The 23,973-nt window shown below is 61.8% G+C and carries 27 protein-coding genes and 1 other RNA gene; 17 read left to right on the forward strand and 11 right to left on the reverse strand.

The features are described 5' to 3' along the window. Positions 1-62: 62 nt before the first annotated feature. Positions 63-665 (forward strand): PEP-CTERM sorting domain-containing protein, encoded by a 603-nt coding sequence (locus VVD49_RS09800; protein WP_327599000.1) that lies wholly within the window; start codon positions 63-65, stop codon positions 663-665. A 64-nt stretch (positions 666-729) separates the two neighbouring features. Here the strand turns inward: VVD49_RS09800 and cysK are convergent, their stop codons facing one another. The 4 genes from cysK to VVD49_RS09820 all read right to left on the reverse strand — a co-directional run bounded on the left by cysK (position 730) and on the right by VVD49_RS09820 (position 3,629). Beyond that, on the reverse strand, positions 730-1,662 hold the full coding sequence (gene cysK, locus VVD49_RS09805; RefSeq protein ID WP_327599001.1) for a cysteine synthase A: 933 nt from the start codon (positions 1,660-1,662) through the stop codon (positions 730-732). 185 nt (positions 1,663-1,847) lie between these two features. Next, complete coding sequence (locus tag VVD49_RS09810) at positions 1,848-2,312, reverse strand: GNAT family N-acetyltransferase (protein WP_327599002.1); 465 nt, start codon at positions 2,310-2,312, stop codon at positions 1,848-1,850. Between the two features lie 17 nt (positions 2,313-2,329). Then, a complete protein-coding gene (gene rfaE2, locus VVD49_RS09815; protein ID WP_327599003.1) occupies positions 2,330-2,833 on the reverse strand; it encodes a D-glycero-beta-D-manno-heptose 1-phosphate adenylyltransferase in 504 nt (167 codons plus the stop codon). A 7-nt stretch (positions 2,834-2,840) separates the two neighbouring features. Beyond that, the gene (locus tag VVD49_RS09820) at positions 2,841-3,629 is read right to left on the reverse strand and encodes an acyl-ACP desaturase (protein ID WP_327599004.1); all 789 of its coding nucleotides are present in this window, start codon (positions 3,627-3,629) and stop codon (positions 2,841-2,843) included. Positions 3,630-3,991: 362 nt separating this feature from the next. Here VVD49_RS09820 and VVD49_RS09825 point away from each other — a divergent pair, with 362 nt between their 5' ends. The 5 genes from VVD49_RS09825 (at position 3,992) to VVD49_RS09845 (ending at position 9,281) form a co-directional block, all read left to right on the forward strand. Next, positions 3,992-5,374, forward strand: coding sequence for an NAD(P)/FAD-dependent oxidoreductase (locus VVD49_RS09825; protein ID WP_327599957.1), 1,383 nt, complete (start codon positions 3,992-3,994; stop codon positions 5,372-5,374). After that, entirely contained in the window at positions 5,371-6,141 is a 771-nt protein-coding gene (locus tag VVD49_RS09830) for a DUF1365 domain-containing protein (protein ID WP_327599005.1), read from the forward strand. The genes VVD49_RS09825 and VVD49_RS09830 overlap by 4 nt, the downstream gene beginning before the upstream one ends. A gap of 10 nt (positions 6,142-6,151) precedes the next feature. Beyond that, complete coding sequence (locus tag VVD49_RS09835; protein ID WP_327599006.1) at positions 6,152-7,381, forward strand: cyclopropane-fatty-acyl-phospholipid synthase family protein; 1,230 nt, start codon at positions 6,152-6,154, stop codon at positions 7,379-7,381. 357 nt (positions 7,382-7,738) lie between these two features. Continuing rightward, positions 7,739-8,380: a response regulator transcription factor gene (locus VVD49_RS09840; protein ID WP_327599007.1), complete on the forward strand. Its 642-nt coding sequence runs from the start codon at positions 7,739-7,741 to the stop codon at positions 8,378-8,380. Next, positions 8,373-9,281: a sensor histidine kinase gene (locus tag VVD49_RS09845; protein WP_327599008.1), complete on the forward strand. Its 909-nt coding sequence runs from the start codon at positions 8,373-8,375 to the stop codon at positions 9,279-9,281. Before VVD49_RS09840 ends, VVD49_RS09845 begins: the two co-directional genes overlap by 8 nt. A gap of 11 nt (positions 9,282-9,292) precedes the next feature. On the opposite strand, the gene VVD49_RS09850 is transcribed toward VVD49_RS09845, so the two are convergent. From VVD49_RS09850 to argC, 3 genes are all read right to left on the reverse strand, one after another. Beyond that, the gene (locus VVD49_RS09850) at positions 9,293-9,943 is read right to left on the reverse strand and encodes a BON domain-containing protein (protein ID WP_327599009.1); all 651 of its coding nucleotides are present in this window, start codon (positions 9,941-9,943) and stop codon (positions 9,293-9,295) included. Then, positions 9,943-10,536, reverse strand: coding sequence for a phosphoheptose isomerase (locus VVD49_RS09855; RefSeq protein WP_327599010.1), 594 nt, complete (start codon positions 10,534-10,536; stop codon positions 9,943-9,945). Before VVD49_RS09855 ends, VVD49_RS09850 begins: the two co-directional genes overlap by 1 nt. A 75-nt stretch (positions 10,537-10,611) precedes the next feature. Then, positions 10,612-11,571, reverse strand: a complete 960-nt coding sequence (argC, locus tag VVD49_RS09860) for an N-acetyl-gamma-glutamyl-phosphate reductase (RefSeq protein ID WP_327599011.1) — start codon at positions 11,569-11,571, stop codon at positions 10,612-10,614. A gap of 301 nt (positions 11,572-11,872) precedes the next feature. On the opposite strand from argC, the gene VVD49_RS09865 reads away from it, so the two are divergent. The 4 genes from VVD49_RS09865 (at position 11,873) to VVD49_RS09880 (ending at position 14,361) form a co-directional block, all read left to right on the forward strand. Continuing rightward, positions 11,873-12,127, forward strand: coding sequence for a BufA1 family periplasmic bufferin-type metallophore (locus VVD49_RS09865; protein ID WP_327599012.1), 255 nt, complete (start codon positions 11,873-11,875; stop codon positions 12,125-12,127). Between the two features lie 64 nt (positions 12,128-12,191). Beyond that, the gene (gene bufB / locus VVD49_RS09870; protein WP_327599013.1) at positions 12,192-13,070 is read left to right on the forward strand and encodes an MNIO family bufferin maturase; all 879 of its coding nucleotides are present in this window, start codon (positions 12,192-12,194) and stop codon (positions 13,068-13,070) included. Then, positions 13,063-13,848, forward strand: coding sequence for a DNA-binding domain-containing protein (locus VVD49_RS09875; RefSeq protein WP_327599014.1), 786 nt, complete (start codon positions 13,063-13,065; stop codon positions 13,846-13,848). The genes bufB and VVD49_RS09875 overlap by 8 nt, the downstream gene beginning before the upstream one ends. A gap of 33 nt (positions 13,849-13,881) precedes the next feature. Continuing rightward, positions 13,882-14,361 (forward strand): DoxX family protein, encoded by a 480-nt coding sequence (locus tag VVD49_RS09880; RefSeq protein WP_327599015.1) that lies wholly within the window; start codon positions 13,882-13,884, stop codon positions 14,359-14,361. Between the two features lie 65 nt (positions 14,362-14,426). Here VVD49_RS09880 and VVD49_RS09885 read toward each other — a convergent pair whose 3' ends face one another. Then, complete coding sequence (locus tag VVD49_RS09885; RefSeq protein ID WP_327599016.1) at positions 14,427-15,200, reverse strand: SDR family oxidoreductase; 774 nt, start codon at positions 15,198-15,200, stop codon at positions 14,427-14,429. A gap of 307 nt (positions 15,201-15,507) precedes the next feature. On the opposite strand from VVD49_RS09885, the gene kduI reads away from it, so the two are divergent. From kduI to VVD49_RS09900, 3 genes are all read left to right on the forward strand, one after another. Further along, entirely contained in the window at positions 15,508-16,362 is an 855-nt protein-coding gene (gene kduI / locus VVD49_RS09890) for a 5-dehydro-4-deoxy-D-glucuronate isomerase (protein WP_327599017.1), read from the forward strand. Between the two features lie 350 nt (positions 16,363-16,712). Beyond that, the gene (locus VVD49_RS09895; RefSeq protein ID WP_327599018.1) at positions 16,713-18,110 is read left to right on the forward strand and encodes a DUF1800 domain-containing protein; all 1,398 of its coding nucleotides are present in this window, start codon (positions 16,713-16,715) and stop codon (positions 18,108-18,110) included. A 4-nt stretch (positions 18,111-18,114) separates the two neighbouring features. After that, positions 18,115-19,272 carry a DUF1501 domain-containing protein gene (locus tag VVD49_RS09900; RefSeq protein ID WP_327599019.1) on the forward strand — a complete coding sequence of 386 codons (1,158 nt, stop codon included), beginning with the start codon at positions 18,115-18,117 and terminating at the stop codon, positions 19,270-19,272. 26 nt (positions 19,273-19,298) lie between these two features. On the opposite strand, the gene VVD49_RS09905 is transcribed toward VVD49_RS09900, so the two are convergent. Together VVD49_RS09905 and VVD49_RS09910 are read right to left on the reverse strand one after the other, a co-directional pair. Next, positions 19,299-19,685: an HIRAN domain-containing protein gene (locus VVD49_RS09905; RefSeq protein WP_327599020.1), complete on the reverse strand. Its 387-nt coding sequence runs from the start codon at positions 19,683-19,685 to the stop codon at positions 19,299-19,301. Next, the gene (locus tag VVD49_RS09910; RefSeq protein WP_327599021.1) at positions 19,658-20,089 is read right to left on the reverse strand and encodes a YraN family protein; all 432 of its coding nucleotides are present in this window, start codon (positions 20,087-20,089) and stop codon (positions 19,658-19,660) included. The genes VVD49_RS09905 and VVD49_RS09910 overlap by 28 nt, the downstream gene beginning before the upstream one ends. On the opposite strand from VVD49_RS09910, the gene rsmI reads away from it, so the two are divergent. Then, positions 20,088-20,987, forward strand: a complete 900-nt coding sequence (gene rsmI, locus VVD49_RS09915) for a 16S rRNA (cytidine(1402)-2'-O)-methyltransferase (RefSeq protein WP_416384896.1) — start codon at positions 20,088-20,090, stop codon at positions 20,985-20,987. The two genes, VVD49_RS09910 and rsmI, sit on opposite strands and share 2 nt — an antisense overlap. Positions 20,988-20,998: 11 nt before the next feature. Here rsmI and VVD49_RS09920 read toward each other — a convergent pair whose 3' ends face one another. Continuing rightward, a complete protein-coding gene (locus VVD49_RS09920) occupies positions 20,999-21,796 on the reverse strand; it encodes a J domain-containing protein (protein WP_327599022.1) in 798 nt (265 codons plus the stop codon). A gap of 197 nt (positions 21,797-21,993) precedes the next feature. Here VVD49_RS09920 and pyrC point away from each other — a divergent pair, with 197 nt between their 5' ends. From pyrC to rnpB, 3 genes are all read left to right on the forward strand, one after another. Next, positions 21,994-23,037, forward strand: a complete 1,044-nt coding sequence (pyrC, locus tag VVD49_RS09925; protein WP_327599023.1) for a dihydroorotase — start codon at positions 21,994-21,996, stop codon at positions 23,035-23,037. 2 nt (positions 23,038-23,039) lie between these two features. Next, positions 23,040-23,459, forward strand: a complete 420-nt coding sequence (locus VVD49_RS09930; RefSeq protein ID WP_327599024.1) for a hypothetical protein — start codon at positions 23,040-23,042, stop codon at positions 23,457-23,459. Between the two features lie 61 nt (positions 23,460-23,520). Next, positions 23,521-23,916, forward strand: an RNA gene (gene rnpB, locus VVD49_RS09935) — RNase P RNA component class A. Positions 23,917-23,973 lie beyond the last annotated feature (57 nt).

Here is a 23,973-nt window from a genome sequence, read left to right on the forward strand (position 1 = left end):
CTGTTTGTCCGATCGGGGCTGATAACCCCGACTCAACATAAATGCAGTACAGGAGATTCAAGATGCAGTTCAAGTGGAAACAGTTTGCAGCAGCCCTTGCCATCGGTTGCGCTTCGGCCCTGGCCCAGTCGGCAGTTCTCGTGGATACCGGCACGCCGCCGGAGCCCCTGGGTTATTCCTTCAGTAACACCTTCTACTTCGCAGGTGAATTCTCGCTGGCTCAGAGCTCCGTGATCGACAGCATTCAAGGCTATTTCGGCACAAAGGAAGGTAGTGTGGCGATCACTGTTTACGGTGATGGCGGCGACATCCCCGGCAGTTCCATTTTCAGCACCAGTTTTGCGACGGTAGCAGGAGATACAAACTGGAATGGTGTTTCCGGTCTGGGTTGGGCGTTGGGGGCTGGCACGTACTGGGTATCGTTTGCGCCGAATTTTGTGACGGCGGGTGATGTGGCCGATGTCAGCATGCCTGGAGGCGCACTAGTCCCACTTGAGCACTACGCGTATTACTCCGGTTCTGGCAACAATGCATGGAATCCGACGGGCGCCGCCGTCGGCGTGCGCATCGAGAGCGCTGCGGCAGTTCCGGAGCCGTCGACGATCCTGATGTATGGCGTCGGCATCATCGGTCTGGGCTTCATGGCTCGCCGCCGTAGCAAGTAAGCTCCACTCGAAGTCAGCAAAAAGGCGCCCGTAGGCGCCTTTTTTATTTGCTGCAGCCTGTCGCTCACACTGACAAGTGTTCGAACAAGGCCGTCGACAGATAGCGCTCGCCGAACGAGGGGATCACCACCACGGTCGTCTTGCCCTTGTTCTCCGGGCGCTTCGCTACTTCCAGCCCTGCCCAGATGGCTGCGCCGGAAGAGATGCCGACCAGCAGGCCTTCCTCGACAGGTGCGCGACGCGCAAACTCGAAGGCGTTGGCGTTCGTGACGCGAATGATTTCGTCATACACCTCGGTGTTGAGGATACCCGGCACGAAGCCGGCGCCAATGCCCTGGATAGGGTGCGGGCCGCGCTGACCGCCGGACAGGACCGGGCTGGCATCGGGCTCGACGGCGATGATCTGCACGCCGGGCTTGCGCGCCTTGAGCACTTCGCCGACGCCGGTAATCGTGCCGCCGGTGCCGATGCCCGACACGAAGATATCCACACCACCGTCCGTGTCTCGCCAGATTTCCTCGGCCGTCGTATTACGGTGGATCTCGGGATTGGCCGGGTTGTCGAACTGCTGTGGAATGAAGTAACGCGAATCGCTGGCCGCGAGCTCGTTCACGCGCTTGATGCAGCCCGGCATGCCTTCCGGGCCAGGCGTCAGGATCAGCTCCGCACCGTAGGCCTTGAGCAGCAGGCGGCGTTCCTTGCTCATCGTTTCCGGCATGACGAAAGTGCATTTGTAACCACGCGCCGCGCACACCATGGCGAGGCCGATGCCGGTATTGCCTGACGTGGGCTCGAGAATGATTGTATCGGGCTTGATCTTGCCGGCCTTCTCGGCCGCATCGATCATCGCCATCGCAATGCGATCCTTGACGCTATGCGCGGGATTGAAGAACTCCAGCTTGGCCAGCACCGTGCCATCGATGCCAGCGGCGAGGCGGTTCAGCTTGACGAGCGGGGTGTTGCCGATGAGGTCGGTAACCGAGTTGGCGATGCGCATGCGGATGCTCCTGTAAGGTATGCCGGTAGGCAGATTCTACGCGGGCACATGCCTTGGTTTTTGATGTGTACGGAAAGCAGTGCTGGATCGCAGGTCGGAAAAGCTCAGCGCTTTCCGGCACCGGGCTATCGATCCGGCTCAGTCTTGTCGCGTGGGTTTGTCGGAAGGCGCTGCGCTTTTCCGACCTACAACGGGTTTCCTGAAGAAAACGCCCGCCGGTACTTGACGAAGCCTCGCTTGGACGTGCTCGCAAAGCCAGCGCGTTCGAAGAAGCGATGTGCATCCTCCCGATGAGCCGAGCTCAGCAGCATGATTTTCGAGCAGTCTGCTTCAAGGCACAGCAACTCGATGTGACGCATGAGTGCGCTGCCGATGCCCTGGCCGCGGAGATGCGTGCCAACGACGACATTTTCGACGACGGCGAAGGGCTGACGACCAAACATTGCATCGGCACAGAATGACAGCAAGGCGGTTCCGCAGACATTGCCCAGCTGCTCGCACACCAGGAGCCGGGTGTTTCGATCACGCGCAAGCTCGGTAATCCTCTCCGGCAGGACGACAACCGCCGGGTCATTGACCAGTTGAGCGTAGAGTTCGGCGATTCTGCCGGCGTCGCCTGGCTCGGCCAGGCGAACGCTCGGTAAAGGCATGTGCAGTCGCCGGGGCGTTACAGCTTGCGGATCTTGTCCAGCAGCGCCGTCGTCGAGGTCTGGTGCTCGAAGGGGATGGAGTGCACGCTGCCGCCCCAGCCGAGCACTTCCTTGTGGCCGACGATTTTCTCGATCGACCAGTCGCCGCCCTTGACGAGGATGTCGGGCTTGCATTGCAGGATGCGTTCGATCGGCGTGTCTTCGTCGAACCAGGTGACGACATCGACGCAGCCGAGCGCCGCCATGACCGCGGCGCGGTTGGCGAGGGTGTTGATCGGGCGATCGTCACCCTTGCCCTGGCGCTTCACCGATGCATCGGTATTGAGCGCCACGATCATGGCGGCACCGAGGGCACGCGCCTGACCGAGATAGGTTACGTGGCCGCGATGGATGATGTCGAAGCAGCCGTTGGTGAACACCAGCGGGCGCGGCACCGATTGCTTTGCGAAGTATTCGGCGAGGTCTTCAGGCGCGACGATCTTGCTTTCGAACGCTGGCCTGGCGTAGTGAGGCGCTGACATCTTGCGCTCAGGACGCTGTTGCGGAAGCGTATTGCTTGCGGAAGCGGTTCAGGTCCGTGATGGTCTCGAATTCCTGATCGAAGAGCATCGACAGGTTGCGCAGGATGCCGGCGATGACGCGCGCTTCCTGGTCCTTGCCGAACACGATCTGGGTATCGAGCCAGCGCTCGAGCCATTCCGGATCGGGCAGGCGCGATTGCACGGTGTCGTTCGGGAACAGTTCCTTGTTCACATGCAGGTTGGTCGGGTGCAGTGGCTTGCCCGAACGCGAGCTCGAGGCCATCAGTACGCCGATCTTCGAGAAGGCTGCGCGTGCTGCATCACCATCCTGTTCCAGGGCACGTTTCATGAACTTGAGATAAGCACCGCCGTGGCGTGCTTCGTCGCGCGACAGGTGGTCGTAGATTTTCTTGATGACCGGTTCGGTATGCCAGTCGGATGCGCGGCGATACCATTGGGTCAAACGCACTTCGCCACAGAAGTGCAGCATCAGCGTTTCCAGCGGAGGCGCAGGTTCGAATTCAAAACGCACTGCGTGCAGTTCCGCTTCTGTAGGGACGAGGTCCGGACGGAAGCGGCGCAGGTATTCCTGCAGGACCAGGGAGTGCTTCTGCTCTTCATAAAACCAGATCGACATGAAGGCGGAGAAGTCCGAGTCGTGCTTGTTGTCGCGCAGGAACATCTCGGTAGCCGGCAGGGCCGACCACTCGGTGATGGCGTTCATCTTGATCGTGAGCGCCTGTTCTTCCGTCAGCAGGGTTGGGTCGAATTCGGCCCATGGGACGTCCGTTGACATGTTCCAGCGGGCGGACTCAAGCGAAGCGAACAGTTCCGGATAAAGCATGTTGATTGGGGTCTCTATTTAAATTGGGTGGTGGTCAATGCGGTGGTCGGGGCGGCGACTGGCAGTCGGCGCGGGCCGTTCCCGAGCGTACTCACATGCCGCTGCAACTGTGTGACAGTGCCGTCGGCTGATGGTTCGTGTAGTCCTCTATTGTACCTCTCGGGGGCTGGAATGAAAGTGAGGGTGGTCCCGCGGCGCCGGCCCGGGCTTGTTGCCGGGGCGATTTGTGCCCGGCCCTGAATCCAGGCGCCGCGTTCCAGCGTATGCATCAGGAGCATCACGAATATGGACCGACCGGGCGTGAGGACAAGAAGATGAATATGGGGGATTTTCCGGCCGTGGCGCAGACAGGTAATGGCGGGCAAGCGCTGCGCATAGCCGTCGTTGGCGCGGGTATTGCGGGTCTCGGCTCGGCCTGGCTGCTGGCGCGCCAGCATCAGGTGACGCTGTTCGAGGCAGGCGCGACGCTTGGCGGTCATGCCAATACGGTGGATGTCACGCTGGATGGCGTGACGCATCCGGTCGATACCGGTTTTCTCGTCTTCAACCGCCGCACTTACCCGAATCTCTGCGGCCTGTTCCGCGCGCTCGACGTACCGGTGGCCAATAGCGAGATGTCTTTCGCCGTAAGCGTCAGGTCGCCGAATGTGGAATGGGCCGGCACCGACCTGTTCTCCTTGTTCGCCCAACGCAGGAATCTGGGCCGGCGTGCTTTCTGGGGCATGCTCTCCGACATCCTCCGCTTCAACCGTGAAACGACGCGGCTGGCGCGCGAGCACGCCGCGCCCGACGTGTCACTCGGCGAGTACCTCGACCTGCACGGCTACGGCGAAGCCTTCCGGCACTGGTATCTCATTCCGATGGCGGCGGCGATCTGGTCGTGCCCGACACAGCAAATGCTCGCCTACCCGGTGGCAACCTTCCTGCGTTTCTGCCATAACCATGGCCTGCTGCAGGTGTTCGATCGACCGCAGTGGATGACGGTGGAGCGTGGCTCGCGTAGCTACGTACAGCGCCTTGCCGCCTGCTTGCCCGACGTGCGCCTGTCATCGCCGGTGCAGGCTGTCGAGCGCGACGCTGCCGGTGTCAGCGTGCTCAGCCGGCACGGCGTCGAGCGCTTTGATGCCATCGTGTTTGCCTGCCACAGCGACCAGGCTCTGCGCATTCTGGGTGGGCAGGCCGCGCCGCTTGAGCGCGCAGTGCTCGGCGCGATCAACTACCAGCGTAACCGCGCCGTATTGCATACGGACACCGCACTTCTGCCGCGCCGCGAACGTGTCTGGGCGGCGTGGAACTACATGGCGGGCGAGGGCTCGGCGGACAAACGCCCGGTGAGCGTTTCCTATCTCCTCAATCGCTTGCAGCCGACGCCCTTCACGACGCCCTTGGTGTTGTCACTCAATCCGTTCGTGGAGCCCGCCGCAAGCAAGTTGATCCAGAGCTTCGACTACGAGCACCCCGTTTTTGACCAGGCAGCCATCGATGCACAGGCGCATCTGCCGATGCTGCAAGGGCGCAACCGCACCTGGTTCTGTGGCGCCTGGACGGGCTATGGCTTCCATGAGGACGGCCTCAAATCGGCGGCGGAGGTTGCCGCCATGTTGGGCGTTGTGGCCCCGTGGCGAGCGCGTGCGATATTCCTTGCCGGGTCGGGGCAAGCGGATCGGCATGCTGACCGCGAAGGTGCGCTCGCATGAGTCCGCTGGCATCTGTCGGTCGCGGCACTGTCATGCATGAACGGCATGCTCCAGCGCGCAATCGTTTCGTCTATGGCCTGTTCATGCTGTGCCTGCCGCTGTCGAGATTGGATGAACTGCGCTTGCCGATACTCGGCATCAATCGGTTCAATATCTTCTCTTTCCAGGAGCGCGACCACGGCGCGCGCGATGGCTCGCCCTTGCTGCCGTGGATACGCGACCTGCTCGGGCGCCATGGTCTGGCCGAGGTCGCCGATGGTGAGGTCGTGATCCAGACCCTGCCGCGCCTGTTCGGCCACGTCTTCAATCCGGTGAGCTTCTGGTACTGCCTCGATCGCGCGGGCGAGTTGCGGGCGGTGCTGGCGGAAGTCAGCAATACCTTCGGTGGCCATCACAACTATCTGATTGCCCATGCGGACGGTCGCGCAATCTGCGATGACGACGTACTGTGCGCCCGCAAGGTGTTTCACGTCTCACCATTTTTTCCCGTGCGTGGCGAGTACCGCTTCCGCTTTTCGCAAAGGGCCGGCTGTCTCGGCGTGGCGCTCGACTATCTGGATGGCGGCATGCCGATGCTCTCCACGCGGCTTACGCTGCGGCCGCGGCCGCTCGATACACGCGCCTTGCTTGCGGTCTGGGTGCGTAGCCCCATGCTGACTCTTGGTGTCGTGGCGCGCATTCACTGGCAGGCCTTGCGCCTGTGTCTACTGAAAGTGCCGTTTCTGGGTGCGAAGCTGCAGGTTGCGCCAGCAGGCAAGGGTTCCTGATATGCAGAACATGACGAATGATTCGCGTGGTGTGGTGTTGGACGACAGGGCCCTGCAAAGGAGCGTTGCAACGCCGCGCGCGGCGCGTCTGGTGATCGACATGCTGGAGAAGATCGCCGGCGGCGCGGTCATGCTCGAGTTGCCGAATGGTAGTCGCGTGCAGCTTGGCGAAGGCGAGCGGGTTGCTACGCTGGTCGTGCGCGACTGGCAGGTGTTCGAGCGCATCATCGGCAAAGGTTCGATCGGTTTCGCGGAGTGCTGGATGGAGGGCCTGTGGGAGACCGATCATCTCGCACCGCTGCTGACCTTGATGGCCAGCAATCGTGAGGTCTTGCAACAGGCGATTCACGGCAACATCCTGCGTCTCGCGCTCTATCGCGTGTGGCATTCCCTGCGGGCCAATACACGCAAGGGCAGTCGCAAGAACATCGAGGCCCACTACGATCTCGGCAACGATTTCTACAGCTTGTGGCTCGATGAGACCATGACCTATTCCAGCGCGCGCTTCACCGCACCGGACATGCCGCTCGAAGATGCGCAACGCGAGAAGTATCGTCGCATCCTGCAGCGTCTGCAGCCACGGCCTGGTCAGCGCATTCTCGAAGTCGGCTGCGGGTGGGGGGGCTTTGCGGAAGTCGCGGCGACCGAATTCGGATGCCATGTGCATGGTCTGACCTTGTCGCCATCGCAGCTCGCCTGGGCGCGCAAGCGGGCGGAGCAGGGCGGTTTCGCCGATCGCGCCACCTTTGAGTTGCGCGACTACCGCGACGTGAGCGGGCAGTTCGATCATGTCGCTTCCATCGAGATGGTCGAAGCCGTCGGAGAGAAGTATTGGCCTACTTATTTCAGGAAGTTGCGCGAATGCGTAGCGCCAGGAGGGCGCATCGTCATCCAGGGCATCACGATTGCGCATGGCTTGTTCGCGCATTATCGCCGCGATGTGGACTTCATCCAGCGCTACATTTTCCCGGGTGGCATGCTGCTCTCGCCTGCGGTGCTCGGCGAGCAGGCGCGACAGGCGGGACTCCGCCTGGTGGGGGAAGACGCGTTCGGGCTCGACTATGCCCGTACCTTGTCTGACTGGATGGCGCGCTTCAATCGCGTACGTGACGCCGTCATGGCGCAGGGCTTTGACGAGCGTTTCGTGCGCATGTGGCAGTTCTATCTGGCCTATTGTGAAGCAGGCTTTCGCGCCGGTTCGACCGATGTGCATCACTTCGAGTTGATGCACGCCGGCTAGCCTTGTGTCGGGAGCGTGGCTGCGGACAAACGGTCCCGGTCACGACCTCGATGCGCCGACCGGACGCATTGCATGATTGCCATCACGCGCCGCGCTTTCCTGTGCGGCTGTTGCTGCCATGTGACTTGTGGATGCCCGTTGCGCGCCCATGCCTTTGTCAGCAAGGACTTGCAGTGCGCGAAGCGCTGCCGATAGACGTCAGAAGCATCCTTTTTGTCGTTCTTTGGAGTAATCTCCGCACTTTGCGGGCCAACGTCGGCCCGGGTGTGCCGGAGCCTGCTACGTGGATGCTCTGGCGGGGTATCGCCCGCTACGGCGAAGCGCGCGCGAGGTCAGAATGTCGAGAATATCCATAATATGAATCCGTTCGTCCGCAACATCCTGTTGATCGATGATCATGCCCTTCTCCAGCACGCCTTGTCGGCCATGCTCGAGCCCCTGCTTTCCGGGGGTGAGATCATCTGCGCGGCGTCCGCGCAGGAGGCTGTTGGTGCCCTGCGCAGCGGCAAACATTTCCATCTCATCCTGCTCGACCTGAAGCTGCCCGACAGCGATGGCCTGCGCTTGCTGACCGTCTTGCGCAAGGAAGCGCCAGGCGTGCCGGTCGCCGTCTTCTCGGGTCAGGATGCGCCGATCTACCGTCAGTTGGCGCGTGAAGCCGATGTAGATGGTTTCCTCGGCAAGTCGATGGCGCCATCGGCGCTGATCGAAGGCGTGCGCATCCTGCTGGCAGGTCGCCGCTTCTTCGACGATTCGGGTCCCCGCGTGGCAGGCGAGTCGCGCGTGCGCCCCAAGCTCAGCCCGAAGCAGGAGCGTGTGCTCTGCTGTCTGATGGAAGGGCTTTCCAACAAGGAAATTGCCATCAAACTCGACCTCTCCGAGCGCACCGTGAAAATGCATCTGACTTCGGTGTACCAGGTGCTGGGCGTCAATACGCGTTCGCAAGCCATCCTCGTCGGACAGTCGCTGAACCTCTCAATGCCTGCGCAGGATGACTGAGCGTTCGGGCGGGCTGGCGCGCTTGCGTGCTGGAAGCATCTCGCTGCTCGCTGCCGGGCTTTCCGCTGTGGGGCTGCTGGTCAGCGTGCCTGCGCTGACGACGCTGAGCCTGATCTGGTTTGCCATCCTGCTGGCCTGCCTAGCGTACGGCCTGTTCCGGTTGCGCCCGGTGGCGAACAAGGGGGAGCAGGGCCCTGTTGCAACGGTCATAGCGGCGGTCGCGCTGCCCGCGCAGGATGATGCGACTGCTTTCTTGTCGACTGTCGGCCATGATCTGCGCCAGCCTTTGCAAGCCATCTCGCTTTACGCCGCTACGCTCGCCACTCACGACTTGCCGGAGACCTCGAAGCAACTCGTAGGCGGGCTCGAGGCTGCAGCCGAAACGCTATCTCTGCAGTTTGAAGAGGTCATGGCAATTGCCAAGCTGGAGTCCGGTCGGCTGCCACTCGATCCCAAATCGGTTGCCCTCGGCGCGATTCTTTCAAGCACGGTGGCAATGCGCCTCGAAGAGGCACATGACAAGGCGTTGCATCTGCGCCATGTCGCGACCTCGTTGCGCGTGTGGGCTGACGAAGTCGTATTGGCGCGCGCGGTTGACCGGCTGGTCATGCATGCCGTTCAGATCACCGAGCGTGGAGGTGTGCTCGTGGGTTGTCGCCGTCGTGGTGATGCGGTTCTGGTGGAAGTGCGAGACACCAGCGGTGGCATCGCTGCGGAATTTCAGGACAACGTCTTCAAGCCATTTTCCGCCTATGGCCATCGCCTGCCGGATCGCGCACTCGGGCTCGCACTTGCCGAGCGCAGCGTACAACGCCTGGGCGGCAGCTTGTCGCTGCGTGTGGTTGCCGGTCGCGGCAATGTCTTCACGATCAGACTGCCGCGCCTGACCGGCGCGGCTTGATCCTCGGCTGATTACTTCGCGGGCGGGCTGGCTGGCGTGGTCGCCGGGTTGGCGGCCTTGGCGTCGAGGCGCTGCATTTCTTCATTGCTCAGCACTTCGAACAGATTGACGACGCGTTTCACGCCGCTCGTCGTGCGTGCAATATCCACCGCAATCTTCGCCTCAGCTTCCGTCACAAGTCCCATCATGTAGACCACGCCGAACTCGGTGACGACCTTGACGTTGTGACCCGAGATGCCCGGGACGTTAGGGTTGAACAGGCGCGACTTGACCTGTGAAGTAGTCAGGCTGTCGCTGGCGTGGTTGCCGACCGTCGACGGCCAGCCAACAGTCACTTCATTGAAGACTTTGCGCACATTGGGTGTCGTGGTCGCGATCTTCTCGGCCTGCAGGCGGCTGGCTTCATCCGAGGTCTGGCCGGTCAGCAAGACCCACTTGTTCAATGAGGTCGTGGAGATGGCGGCTTTCTCGTCGAGCTGCTTGTTGATCTGGCTCATGATGCGAACCTCGATCTCGCTGTCTTCGACTTGCGTGCCGTAGCTGCGGCGATCGATCGAGGCCGATACGCCAGTGGCAGCTCCCGCTACGACCAGTGGTACGCAGCCTTGCAGGCAGGCTGCGCTCGCGCAGGCAACTACAAGTGCCTTGAGTGTCTGATTCATCAGTTGTCTTCTCCCATCAACAGGCAATCGATGCCATCGCACAGACAGTGGATGGCGAGGATGTGTACTTCCTGGATACGTGCTGTGCGTTCATGCGGTACGCAGATATGAATGTCGCCCTCGCGCAGAAGTTCCGCCACGTGACCGCCGTTACGGCCCGTCATCGCGACGATACGCATGTCCCGTTCCTGGGCGGCTTCAATCGCATTGACGATGTTGTCGGAGCGCCCGCTGCTCGAGATGGCCAGCAGCAAGTCGCCTGGTTGCGCCAGTGTGTGTATTTGTTTGGCATACACATGGCTGAACGAGTAGACGTTCGCAAGGGCGGTAATGACGGGGCTGTCGGCCGAAAGTGCAAATGCGGCAAGTTGGGGGCGCTCGCGTTCGAAGCGCCCCATCATCTTTGCGACGAAGTGCTGCGCATCGGCCGCTGAACTGCCGTTTCCGCACGCCAGAATCTTGCCCCCGCCGAGCAGGCTTTCCACCATCAGGTTGGCCGCGTCAGCAATCGGCCCGGCCAGTATTTCAGCGGCCGACAGCTTGGTGCGCGCGCTTTCCTCGAATTGGCCCGCAATGCGGTTCAGCAAATCCACGCGCTTACTCCCGGTCAAAGAGGGCCGATGTTAGCACGCGAGCTTCATCGGGCCGGCGCTGCACCGGCTGCCTGCTCAGGCCGCCAGTCCGCGGGCTTCATCCAGGCCGAGCATGATGTTCATGCACTGGATGGCTGCTCCGGATGCGCCCTTGCCGAGGTTGTCGAAGCGCGAGGCAAGCAATATCTGCTCGTCATTGCCGAAGACGAATATCTCGGCACGGTTGGTCTCGTTGCAGGCCGTTGCAGGCAGTTGTCCGCCGTCGAGTACGCCGCTGGTGTCCGCAGGCATGACCTTGATGAAGGTTTCGCCCTTGTAGTAGTCGGCGAAGAAGGCCTGCAGCTCGGCCGGTGTCTTGCGCTGGGCGAGGCTGCTTGCGGGCAGTGGCACGGCAACGACCAGCCCCTGCGCAAAGTCGCCGACGATTGGCGTGAACAACGGAAGGTGCTTGAGGCCGGACAGGGTGCGCATTTCCGGCAGATGCTTGTGTGTCAGGCCGAGCGCGTAGAAGCGCGGGCTCTTCATGCTTTGTGGGAGCTCGCCGGCGTCCTCGTAGCTGGCGATCATCTCCTTGCCGCCGCCGCTGTAGCCGGTCACCGAGTAGGTCGTCGCGGCGAACTCCGGCGACACGATGCCAGCCGCCACGAGCGGATGCATGAGCAGGATGAAGCCCGTGGCATGACAGCCGGGGTTGGCGATCTTCTGCGCGTTGCGGATGCGCTCGCGCTGACCGGCGTTGAGCTCCGGCAAGCCGTAAACCCACTCGGGATTCGTGCGGTGAGCAGTGCTGGCATCGATGAAGCGCGTGCGGGTATTGCCCGGTGCGAGCAGGGCGACGGATTCCTTCGAGGCCGCGTCGGGCAGGCACAGGAACACCACGTCGGCCGCGTTGATGTATTCGGCTTTGACGCGCGCGTCCTTGCGCTGCGCTTCGGGGATGGTGAGGATCTCGATCTCCTCACGGCCGGCGAGGCGCTCGTCGATCTTCAAACCTGTCGTGCCGTGGCGGCCGTCGATGAATACTTTGTACGTCATGATGATGCGATCCCGTTGCTGCGCGTGAGCCAGAGAGTTGTAGACCCCGTTGGCGGCGCGATGTTCAAGTCGATGTTCTGGTTTCAGACAGCCATTATTGTGGAGGCATCCCGGGCGATCGACAACTTTGCGATCTACAACGTGGACATCCGGATCGCGCACCTGCATGTAAGGTTCCAGCAAATGCCCCGGTCTTATGCAGTGACAGGCCTGTTTTCCTGACACCAGCCAACGCAGGACCTGCTTAGTGTGTTTCCCGTGTCACCCATTGCAACACCTCAACCTCACAGGAGTATTTCAAATGGACAAGCAAACTCTCATCCGTGCCGCGCTGCTCTCCGTTGTCGCCCTGGGTAGCGTCGCCCAGACCGCTTCAGCCGCCGACGAGCCGAAGGAAAAGTGCCTCGGCATTGCCAAGGCAGGTGCCAATGACTGCGCTTCGACGAATGGCTCGCATTCCTGTGCTGGCCAGGCCAAGAAGGACAACGATCCGACCGACTGGAAGTACGTCGCCAAGGGCACGTGTACCAAGATGGGCGGAAAGGTCCCGGCCTGAGTCTGCTGTCGGGGGCGCTACAGGGCCCCCGTTTTCCATTTTCTTGTCGTATCCGGGAGTTTGCGTGAATCCTGCAGATCGCTTCCTTGCTGATGTCGAGCGCGTTCGCAGTGTCGCCGGTGCCGGCATCGGCCTGCGCGCGCCGCACTACGCAGAAGTGCTGGAGCGCTTGCCGCGATTGAGCTTTCTCGAGGTGCATTCCGAAAATTTCTTTCATGCCGGCGGCGCTGCGTTACGTGTGTTGGCACGTGCACGTGAGCATTACGCCGTGAGCCTGCATGGCGTGGGCTTGTCGCTGGCGTCTGCCGATGGGCTGGCGCAGAGGCATCTCGACAAGCTCGCGGCGCTGGTCGAGCGCATCGAGCCTGCACTGGTGTCCGAGCATTTGTGCTGGGGGGCTGTGGATGGCATGCATTTCAATGACCTGCTGCCGTTTCCCTACAGTCGCGAAGCGCTGGGCTTGGTGACGGAGCGTGTGGCGCGCGTGCAGGATCGCCTGGGGCGCCGCATTCTCATTGAAAACCTGTCGGCATATGTGCAGTTCCGCGATTCGGCGATGAGCGAGTGTGAGTTCCTGGCGGAGTTGTCGCGGCGCACGGGCTGTGGCCTGTTGCTCGATCTGAACAACCTGTACGTCAATGCGCAGAATTTTGGCTTCGACGCGCATGCTGAATTGAAGTCTCTGCTGGCGGACGTGCCGGCAGATGCCGTCGGCGAGATCCATCTTGCCGGACATAGCCAGGGCGAGTTGTGCCTGATCGACACGCATGGCAGTCGCGTGTGTGACGCGGTGTGGGCGCTGTACCGCGCGGCCATTGCGATGCTTGGGCCGGCGCCGACTTTGATCGAGTGGGATACGGATATTCCGGCGCTGGACGTCTTGCTGGATGAGGCTGCGCTAGCGCAGCAGATGCTTGCGAAGACGGAGCTTGCGCATGCCTGAAGCGCGTAGCTTGCTGGAGGCCCAGCGCAGTTTGGCCGCTGCTGTGCGCAGCAGCGCACAGCAGGACGCACTGGTCCTGCTGACGGGAGATGCGGCGCGCAATGCGGAATTGCTCGCCGTCTATCGCGGCAATGCCGTGGCCAATGCCGGCAAGGCGCTGGCCCTGAGTTACCCGGTGATAGCGCGCATCGTCGGTGACGAGTTTTTCGAAGCCCTTTGTCGCGCGTACTGGGCGTTTGCGCCATCGCATAGCGGGGATCTGAATGAGTACGGCGGCAGTTTTGACGAGTTTCTCGCGGGCTTTCCGCATGTGGCCGAGTTGCCTTACCTGCCCGACGTGGCGCGTGTGGAATGGTGCGTACGCCGCGCGCTGCGGGCGGAGGATCACCTGGCCATAGACGCCGGCCAGCTTGCCGGGCTGACGCCCGAACAGCTGGCTCGCCTGCGCTTCGGTGTGCAGCCGGCGCTGGTCACGCTGTCTTCGGCGTGGGCCTGTGCTCGTATCTGGCAACAACATCAACCGGACTTTCCCGGCGAGATCGACGTCGAACCCGAGAATGCCGAATGCATGGCTGTGCATCGACAAGGCTTGCGGGCAGACGTGGCGATTCTCGGCGTAGGCGAGTGCGCGTTCTGGCAAGCCGCGCTGGATGGCGCTCCGCTCGAAGACATGCTGGCAGCGGGTTTCGCATGTGACGCCGCTTTTGATGTGCAGGCCGTACTGCAGGCGGGTTTTGCGCGTCAGTTCGTGACCGCACTGCACTTCGATCAGGATTGAATTGAGAGGGAGTACGTGATGCAGGAGAGAGTGATGCAGGAACGCGGGCCGCTGGTGTTGCACAAGCTCATGCTGCGTGCCGCGATACCCGTCGCGTGGGTCGAACTATTGCAGCCCGTGCTCTTGCTGGCGCTGCGCCTCTATATCGGCTGGATCTTCATGCGCTCAGGCCTGACCAAGGTCGATGACTGGGGGACGACCATCGCCCTGTTTACCGACGAGTACAAGGTGCCGTTATTGCCGCCCGCGCTGGCCGCGTTGATGGGGGCGGGGGGGGAGCTATTGCTGTCGCCCTTGCTGGTGCTTGGCCTTGCCGGGCGCTTCGCGGCGCTCGGCTTGTTCGTGGTGAATGCGATGGCTGTGTTGTCCTACCCACAACTCTGGCAGTTTGAGTGCCCGGCAGCCATCCAGTCGCATTTCTTCTGGGGAGCCTTGATTCTCGTGCTGGCCGCTTTCGGGCCGGGAGGGCTGTCGCTCGATGCCTGGTTGAAGCGCCGGTTCGGGATGGCCTGACACGCAACCGGAAAAGAAAAAGCCCCGCAGTGCGGGGCTTTTTTATTGCAGCAACGCGGGGTTGCTTAGCGTGCTTGCCAGCCGCCATCGACGTTGATGATGGTGCCGTTGAGGTAGTCCGAAGCTGCGGAAGCCAGGAACACGGCCGTGCCGCCCAGATCTTCCGGCTGACCCCAGCGACCTGCAGGGATGCGGTCCAGGATGGCCTTGTTGCGGGCTTCGTCAGCGCGGATCGGCGCCGTGTTGGCCGTCGAGATGTAGCCTGGAGCGATGCCGTTGCAATTGATGCCCTTGGCACCCAGTTCGTTGGCGATGAGCTTGGTGATACCGGCGATACCGTGCTTGGAAGCAGTGTAGCCCGGCACCAGGATGCCGCCTTGATACGACAGCATCGAGCAGATGTTGATGATCTTGCCCGTGCCGTTGCGGCCGACGACATGGCGGCAGAAGGCTTGCGACAGGTACATCGGCGCGTACAGGTTGATCTTCATGACGAAGTCGAAGTCTTCTTCCTTGTGCTCGAGGAAAGGCGCGCGACGGATCGTGCCTGCCACGTTGCCGAGGACGTCGACCTTGCCAGCCAGAGCAACGGATTCGTCGATCACACGTTGGGGCGCGCCAGCTTCGGTCAGGTTGGCCTTCAGGTACCAGTACTTGGCGCCGGTCTTGGCAACAGCTGCGTCGAGGCCTGCCTTGGTTTCGTCGGCCATCGGTGCGAAATCGGCTGCGATGACGGAAGCGCCTGCTTCAGCCATCTTGATGGCGATGGCGCCGCCGATGCCTTGTGCTGCACCGGTGATGAGGGCGACTTTGCCCGACAGATCGAAAGGATTGCTCATGCGTTCACTCTCCCGTGAATGTGGAATCAACTGAAAATCCGCGCAGGGGGGCCGGCGGCTGTTTTTTGGTGGTCGATGTTGCCCGACCATCAGGAAAGGCCGCAAGTTTAGCCGATCCTCGCCGTGGCGACACGTTTGCGCGCATGTCTGGAGGCTTTGTGCACTGCCGGATTGATGCACAGCAAGCTTTCATGCGGCTTGGCGGCGAGGGGGAGCAAAGCGCCCGGCTGCCGGGGCCGGCAGTACAATGAGTTTCGGTCTGGTTCGGACGGGCCGCCCCGCAATCCACTCACCGGAGAATGGCCTCATGAGCATTTACCGCAGAACCTATTACGCTACCGCACCGGATTCAATGATTGGTGCATCCAACAAGCAATTGCGTGATCGCTACCTGTTCACCGAGTTGTTCAGCGCTGACACGATCAACCTGGACTACTCGCACGTCGAGCGCATGGTTGTCGGGGGCGCGGCGCCGGTGTCGAAGAAACTGGCGTTACCCGTGCAGACTGAACCGGCCTCGGCGGCCGGCAAGCCCTTCCTCGAGCGCCGCGAGCTGGGTGCCATCAATGTGGGCGGTGGAGCAGGGGCTATTACCGTCGATGGCACGCGCTACGAGATGGCACCGAAAGACGGTATCTACATCGCCATGGGCAGCGCTGTCGTCGAATTCGAGTCGGCCGATGCGGCTAACCCGGCCAAGTTCTACCTCGTGTCCTGCGCCGCCCATGCGCGTTACGAGACCAAGCACATCTCGATCGACAAGGCCGTGCCACTGGAGCGTGGTGCGCCGGAGACCTCGAACGAGCGCACCATCTACCAGTACGTCGTGCCGACTACAGCACAGTCCTGCCAGTTGTTGCTTGGCCTGACGATCCTGAAGACCGGTTCGGTCTGGAATACCTGCCCACCGCATCTGCATGATCGTCGCTCGGAGGTGTATTTCTACTTCGACCTGAAGGACGATCAGCGCGTCATGCACTTCATGGGCGACCCCGAAGACATGCGCCACCTCGTGATCGCCAAGGATGAGGCCGTCATGTCGCCACCGTGGTCGATCCACATGGGCTCGGGCACGAGCAACTACGCTTTCATCTGGGCAATGGCGGGTGAGAATCTCGATTACACCGACATGAAGGTGCTGGACATCTGCCAATTGAAATAGGCCCTGACTGCTCCCCCAAAAAGCCCCGCACCCGCGGGGCTTTTTTCTTGGAGAATTACACAGCAGATCCTTTGGCGTGGCGCTGAAGTCCTGGCCATGCCCAAGCGTCGTTCAAGCCCGTTCCTGAGTCACCGGATTCCCGCTCGACAGCAGTCGGCCTGTCCTGAGCTTGTTGAAAGGCGGGAGTGACGTGACATCTGGGGAGCGCAAAGAGCTGAAGTCTGCAATTCCCTTTTTCGATCCTTACAAGTCCTTACAACTCCGTCCGATGACCTTACACATTTCGCGTGCGCTTCGACCATCATCAGATGACACCGCGAAGACAGGGGGAGCAGAAAAATATGGGGACGATGAACAACACGCTCGAAGCGCAGGCGCGCATTGCGCTGAGCCGCTTCGGGTTGGGGCGTGCCGCGGACGAAGCGCTGCCGGGCGATGCGCGTGGCTGGCTGCTTGCACAATGCAGTCCGAGGCCGGTTCCGGCGGCGATTGCTGCACTACCGACGAGTAGCCAGCTTCTGACAGAGTTCTCGCGGACGCGAGAGGCCGCGGCGGGCGCCGCCAATGCTTCTGCCAAACAGGATCTTCAAGCCGCGCAGCGGCGCCAGGGCTACACGCGCTATCGCGATTCCGTGAATGCGAGAGTCATTTCTGCGCTGCAGACCGATGCACCTTTTCAGGAGCGCCTGGTGCATTTCTGGGCGAACCATTTCTGCGTGTCAGCGGACAATGTTTCGTCCGTTCCGCTGGTGGGCAGTCTCGAGCATGAGGCGATCCGCCCGCATGTGATGGGGCGCTTCGAGGACATGTTGATGGCCGTCGAGCATCACCCGGCCATGCTGTTCTACCTCGACCAGATTGCTTCGGTGGGGCCCGACAGTCGTTTTGCCGCCGCAGCCCGGGCACGCAATGCGACACGTGAGCGGGGGCTCAACGAGAATCTCGCGCGAGAAATACTTGAGCTACATACATTGGGCGTGCGCAGTGGCTATACGCAAGAGGATGTCACGGAGTTTGCCCGCGCGCTGACGGGCTGGAGTCTGGAAGGCGAGCATGCTGCACGCGGCTGGTACACCGGCGGCTTCGCGTTTCGCGACAACATGCATCAACCGGGCGCGCGCACCATTCTCGGTCGCCGTTACGAGCAGCAGGGTGAGGCGCAGGCGCATGCCGTGCTGCACGATCTGGCCCGTGCGCCTGCAACCGCGAATTTCATTGCCAGCAAGCTGGCGCGTCATTTCGCCGGCGATACGCCACCGTCTGCCCTGGTCGATCGTTTGGCGCGCGCTTTTACCGAGAGCGAGGGGGATCTGCCGACGGTGTATCGCGCACTCATCAACTCGCCCGAGCCGTGGCAGGAAGCTGGCGTCAAGTTCAAGACGCCGTGGGAATGGATGCTTTCGGCGATGCGCGGCTTCGGCATGGACGCCAATCCCCAGAGCGTCGCGCGCATGCAGATGCCACAGCTGTTCGAGCAACTCGCACAGCCTGTGTGGAAACCTGGCTCACCAGCCGGCTGGCCGGATACGACAGCGGCATGGGCAGCGCCGGAGGCCATCGTGCGTCGTGTCGAAGAGGCCAACCGTCTCGCTGGCCAAGCCAGCGAAGGCCTTGAGCCACGCAGGCTGATGTCTGATCTCTTGGGCAGCGTAGCGAGCCCGGTGACGCGCAGTGTCATCGAAGGCGCGGACAGCCGTAACAACGCACTGGCCTTGCTGCTGGTGTCGCCAGAGTTCATGCGGAGATAGAACCATGCATCGTCACAGCAAAGTCCGTCGCGACTTCCTGACCTTCTCCGCTGCGGGCGCTGCAGTGCTACTCGCCCCGCGCATGGCTTTCGCCACAGTCGCCAGCGATCGGCGTTTCGTTTTCATCATCCAGCGCGGTGCTGCAGATGGTTTGCATCTGGTGCCGCCGGTCGGTGATCCCGACTACGTCCGCCAGCGTCAAGCGCTCGCAGTTGAGGCCAGCATTGTTACGCGGCTCGACGACACTTTCGGTCTGCATCCATCGCTGGTCGAAGCAGCGAAAATGTATAGATCGGGCGAGGCGCTGTTCGTACATGCTGTCTCATCGCGCTACCGTGACCGCTCGCACTTCGATGGCCAGAACGTCATTGAAACAGGCGGCAGCGGGCCATATCAGGTCAAGGATGGCTGGCTCAATCGCCTGGCGGGTTTGATGCCCGCAGGCAAGCCTTTGCCGATGTCATTTGCACCGACTGTGCCGATAGCCCTGCGTGGCGCAGTCGAAGTGAGCTCCTATGCCACATCGAAGCTGCCCGAGCCGGGCGACGAGTTGCTGGCGCGTGTCAGCATGCTCTATCGCGACGACGCGCAATTGCATGGCCTGTGGTCGGCGGCGATGCAGGTGCGCGGCATGGCGGGCGAGGCCAGAGCGGGGCAAGACCCGGCCAGCCTCGGCAAGCTCGCCGCCTCCTTCCTCGTACGCCCCGATGGCCCGCGCATCGCGATGCTGGAAACGGTAGGTTGGGATACGCACAACCAGCAGGCGGGGCGGCTTGATCGTCTGCTGAGAGGCTTCGACGGCATGCTGGCGGGTCTGCGCGATGGTCTGGGCGAACAGTGGCAGAACACTACCGTGCTCGTCGCAACAGAGTTCGGCCGCACTGTCGCTGTCAATGGGACGGGTGGCACGGATCATGGCACCGGCAGCGCGGCGATGCTGTTCGGTGGTGCGGTCAAAGGGGGAAGAGTGCTTGCCGATTGGCCTGGCCTTGCGCAAGCATCGCTGTTCGAGAATCGTGATCTGCGTCCGACGGCTTCGCTGGAAAGTCTCATTGCCACAGCAGCTGCCGAAACCTTCCGGCTCGATCCGGAGCGTGTCGCACGTGCGTTGATTGAGGGTGGCAGTTCAGGCAGGACATGGAGTGGCCTGGTGCGGGCGTAGGGCGGAACCTCCTGCGGCGTTCCGCCCTACCTGAACTCCGCGAACACTTCGATCAAAATCCGCTCACGTGGATTCGGGTGCTCGCGCAGCTTCGAGATGCGCGCAGACAGGCTTGTGCCACGGTCCAGCGCCGCTGCAATCGGCCCGCTCTGGTCGCGCGGCACATAACCGAGCACATGCCCTTGCCAGTCGACGCGTACGGCCAATGGATCGTGCTTGTTGTCTGCCTCGCGCACCAGCGTCAGCGCGTCACCCTCGTGCAACAGCGGCCACACATCGCCGCCCTGATGATAGCCAACGCCTGCCAGAGTCACCGTCTGCACACGAACGCGTGTGGCGGCGTGGGCCGAGACAAACAGCAGGGCAGCAATCAGCAGGAGAGGTGTCAGCAGGCAAACGCGGCTTGCAGCCATTCGATATTCTTGGAATTGAGACCGTCGAGCAGCATGGCATCGAATCGGCAATTGCGATTGGCATACGCGCGACCTGCGCCGGATAACCACATGCGACTCGCCAGGATGATGCGCTTCTGCTTGGTCGGTGTGATGCTGCCAGCCGCACCACCGAAATGCGCATGCTGGCGCAAACGCACTTCGACGAAGAGTATTGCGCCGGCATGCTCGGCAATCAGATCGATTTCGCCGCCCTTGTAGCGCACATTGCGCGCAAGGATGCGTGCGCCCTGTTTCTCAAGGTAGCGGGCCGCGAGTGCTTCCGCTTTTGCTCCGGACGCGTTATTGGCCGACGCAGCTTGCCCGCCGCAGGCGCGCAGCAGACAATGCCAGACTTCCTGAAATCGGTTCGCCAGCGCCCCCATGCTTCCCCAATCTGAAGAAAACCCGCTTGACCCGAGCGACGCGCCCGACTCGGGCGGAGCGCTGCATCGTTCGCCCGCATTGTATGTGGTGGCCACGCCGCTCGGTAACCGCCAGGACATGACCCTAAGGGCATTGGCCGTGCTGCGTGCGGTGGATCTCGTCGCGTGCGAGGACAAGCGTCACAGTCAGCGCCTGTTCGATAGTCACGGACTCACGCCGCACACCTATGCGTTGCACGAGCACAACGAGCAGGAGGGTGCAACGCGCATTATCGAGCGCCTGACGCAAGGCCAGCACGTCGCCTTCGTCAGCGACGCAGGCACGCCTGCCGTTTCCGACCCAGGTGCGCGCCTCGTGGCGCGCGTGCAGGAGGCAGGTTTTCCCGTGATCCCGGTGCCGGGGCCATGCGCGGCGATTGCTGCCTTGTCTGCATCCGGCCTGAATACGGCGCGTTTCCAGTTCGTCGGCTTCTTGCCGTCGAAGTCCTCCGCACGCCGTTCAGCACTGGAAGATTTGCGCGGCCTGGATGCTGCGCTGGTGTTCTACGAAGCGCCGCACCGCGTGCGCGAGTGCATTGAAGATCTCGCGGCCGTGCTGGAGACGACGCGTGAGGTCGTGGTGTGTCGCGAGCTGACGAAAATGTTTGAACAGATCGTCCGCATGCCGCTCGCAGATGCGCCGGCCTGGATCGCGGCCGACCCGAATCACGAGCGGGGTGAGTTCGTCATCCTTGTCGGTGCGCGCCCTGCGACTGAGGGTATTCCGCCCGAAGCGCAGCGGGTGCTCAAAATCCTGCTGCCAGAAGTGCCGCTCAAGCTGGCAGCCAAACTCACGGCGGAAATAACTGGCGCGTCGAAGAATGCCTTGTACGACTACGGGCTGTCTTTGAAGGCCTGACTCGTAGTCCTTCAGAAAGGATTGGCGGGCGGAATCGAGACGCCTTTGGGGCGGTCTGGTGTGCTGCGTCGGGCTGCTTCGATGACCCGCTGTCTTTCCTGTTCGGCGCGCCGCGCTTCTTCCTGGCGCCGATAGTCATCTTGCCGCTGTTGGTCGCGCGCCTGGCTCTGTAGTTCGCGGCTCTTGCGTTCTTCGTCGCGGCGCCGGTTGTCCTCTGCGGCTTGCAGGCGTCGTGAGGTATTGTCGGCTTCCGAAATGGCCCGATCGCGTTCGCGTTCCGCGCGTTCACGTTCGGCGCGCTCCTCGCGCTCGCGTTTTTGATCCTCGTAGATGGCGCGCGCATTCGCGCTGTCCGCGTCCGCCTTGGCTTCGATTTGCTTCTGGCGCTCTTTGGCTTCTTGTATGAGCAGGCGCTGCGCTTCCAGTGCCGCATTGCGCTCCTGTGCGGCATTGCGGATGGAGGCATAGGTGTAGTAGCCCAAGCCGAGCAGGACCAACATGACAATCGCTTTGGTGCGGCCAGACAAAAGGGGCTTGTTAATTTGCTCAGCGTCAATGTTGGGAGCTGCAGGTGCGAGGACAGGGCCTTGCAGCCTGAGGTCATAGGCCTCTCTGCGGGACGGGTTGCCCAGCGTGGAATATGCTTCCTTGATCAGGTTGTACTGAGCCTGTACGTCCAGCCCGGGAGCGGGGCGCAGCGTGCCGTCGTCAAATTTCGCGGTCAAACGGTCGAATGCGGCTCGAATGGTTTCCTGGCTGGCGACCGGGCTGACTTCCAGGATGTCGTAAAGCGATTTCTTGGTACTCACTGCAGGGGCCCCGTAGATGCTGTTGGATGGCTTTCGTGTCTACTGATGCATTTGCCATGCGGCACTGAGAATAAGCGAGTGGATTCACAGTTTGCAACATCTGGCGAGGCAACTCCGTGAATCCTGTTGCATTCACTGCGGCGACGATTTGAGCGGTAAACTGTTTCCTTGTTTACTTCGATCCGGTTCCGGTTGCCATGCAGCAAATCACAATTACTCGCCCCGACGATTGGCACATCCATCTGCGCGATGACGCGTCCCTCGCGACGACCGTGCCGGATGCGGCGCGTCAGTTTGGCCGCGCTATCGTCATGCCTAATCTGCGACCTCCCGTCACCACCGTTACGCAGGCCGCCGCCTACCGCGACCGGATTCTCGCAGCTGTGCCGGCGGGCTTAAAGTTTGAACCGCTGATGACGTTGTATCTGACAGATAACACCCCACCTGATGAGATAGATCGGGCGAAGGCGAGTGGGTTTGTGCATGCGGTCAAGCTGTATCCGGCTGGTGCGACAACGAACTCTGACGCTGGCGTGACATCGATCGACAAGGTTTCTGCCACGCTTGAGCGTATGCAGAAGGTCGGATTGCCCTTACTGGTTCATGGCGAGGTGACGCATGCTGATGTGGATATCTTTGATCGCGAGCGTGTCTTTATTGATCGCGTATTCTTACCGCTCCAAAAAGCGTTCCCTGGCCTACGCACGGTCTTCGAACACATCACGACTGCCGAGGCAGCGCAATTCGTAAGCGGGGCAGGTGACAACGTGGCAGCGACCATTACTGCCCATCACTTGCTGATGAATCGCAACGCCCTGTTTGTGGGGGGCGTTCGCCCGCATAACTACTGCCTTCCAGTGCTCAAGCGCGAAACGCATCGCGCCGCGTTGGTGGCTGCCGCCATCTCCGGCAATCCGCGTTTCTTCCTCGGCACCGATTCAGCCCCGCACGCGAAAAGCACCAAAGAAGCGGCTTGCGGTTGCGCGGGCTGCTATACGGCCAATGCGGCGATCGAGCTGTACGCGGAGGCCTTCGAGCAGGCCGGCGCGCTGGACAAGCTGGAAGCATTCGCCAGCCACAACGGTCCGGACTGGTATGGCTTGCCGCGCAACGCCGAGCGCATCACGGTGAAGCGAGAAAGCTGGACTCTGCCGGCATCCATTGACTACCTGCCGGGAGATCCGGTCGTGCCGCTGCGCGCAGGCGAAACGCTGTCCTGGCGCATCGCATCCGGAAACTGAAGATGAGGTCTTCCCGCCTGTTCGTGCTGTTGCCGTTGTTGTTGGCGCTTGCTGGTTGTGAGAACAGTGGCGTCTCATATCAGATCGATGGCGACAAGGAGCATTCGATCAGCCTGCTACGCGAACAGAACGTGCCCTGGGGCAAGGTCGAGCAGTCGCTCGTGCCTGCGCGTGCGCCGGATTGTCAGCGGCGGGTCCAGATCGATCCGGATAAGCGGGAATTCACGGAGATGAAGCTTTACGTGAACGACACGCGCCTGTATGTCGCCAATCAGGGCAAGAACTGGTGGGCGGTGGGCACCCAGTCCTGTCAGGTGCAGAAGTTCAAGACGCCTCCTGTTGATCCCGGCGACCTGATTGGCAGTTTCAAGAAGAAAGGCGACGCGCTGGTCTTCGAGCCGGTGCCTGAGGCTGCCCAGTAAGTTCCTTTGCGACCGATGCCGATTAGGTCGCTGCGCCCAAGTCCCCTATAATCGCGCCCGGGAAGTTCGCCAGGCAGTCGCGGCATGCTTGCGTGTCGAGGAAAGTCCGGGCCCCGTAGAGCAGGATGCCGGCTAACGGCCGGGCGCTATAAGCCGAGCGACGCAAGTCGGTTGGCCCAAGGCGACGGAAAGTGCAACAGAGAATAGACCGCCGATGGCTCCGCGAGGAGATCAGGTAAGGGTGAAACGGCGAGGTAAGAGCTCACCGCAGGACTGGCGACAGGACTGGCACGGTAAACCCCATCCGGGGCAAGGCCAAATAGGGGAGCGTTGATGCGGCTCGCAGAGCTCCCGGGTAGGCTGCTAGAGCCATGTAGTAATGCATGGACCAGAGGAATGACTGCCCCGCAGCCGTAAGGCTGCGCGACAGAACCCGGCTTATCGGCGGACTTCCCAATCTCCGCGCGTAGCAAATCCCCCAAGTTCCAGAAGTAAATCCTTCGCTGGCGAGGCG

The sequence above is a fragment of the Uliginosibacterium silvisoli genome (assembly GCF_036017035.1).
GTDB lineage: Bacteria > Pseudomonadota > Gammaproteobacteria > Burkholderiales > Rhodocyclaceae > Viridibacterium > Viridibacterium silvisoli.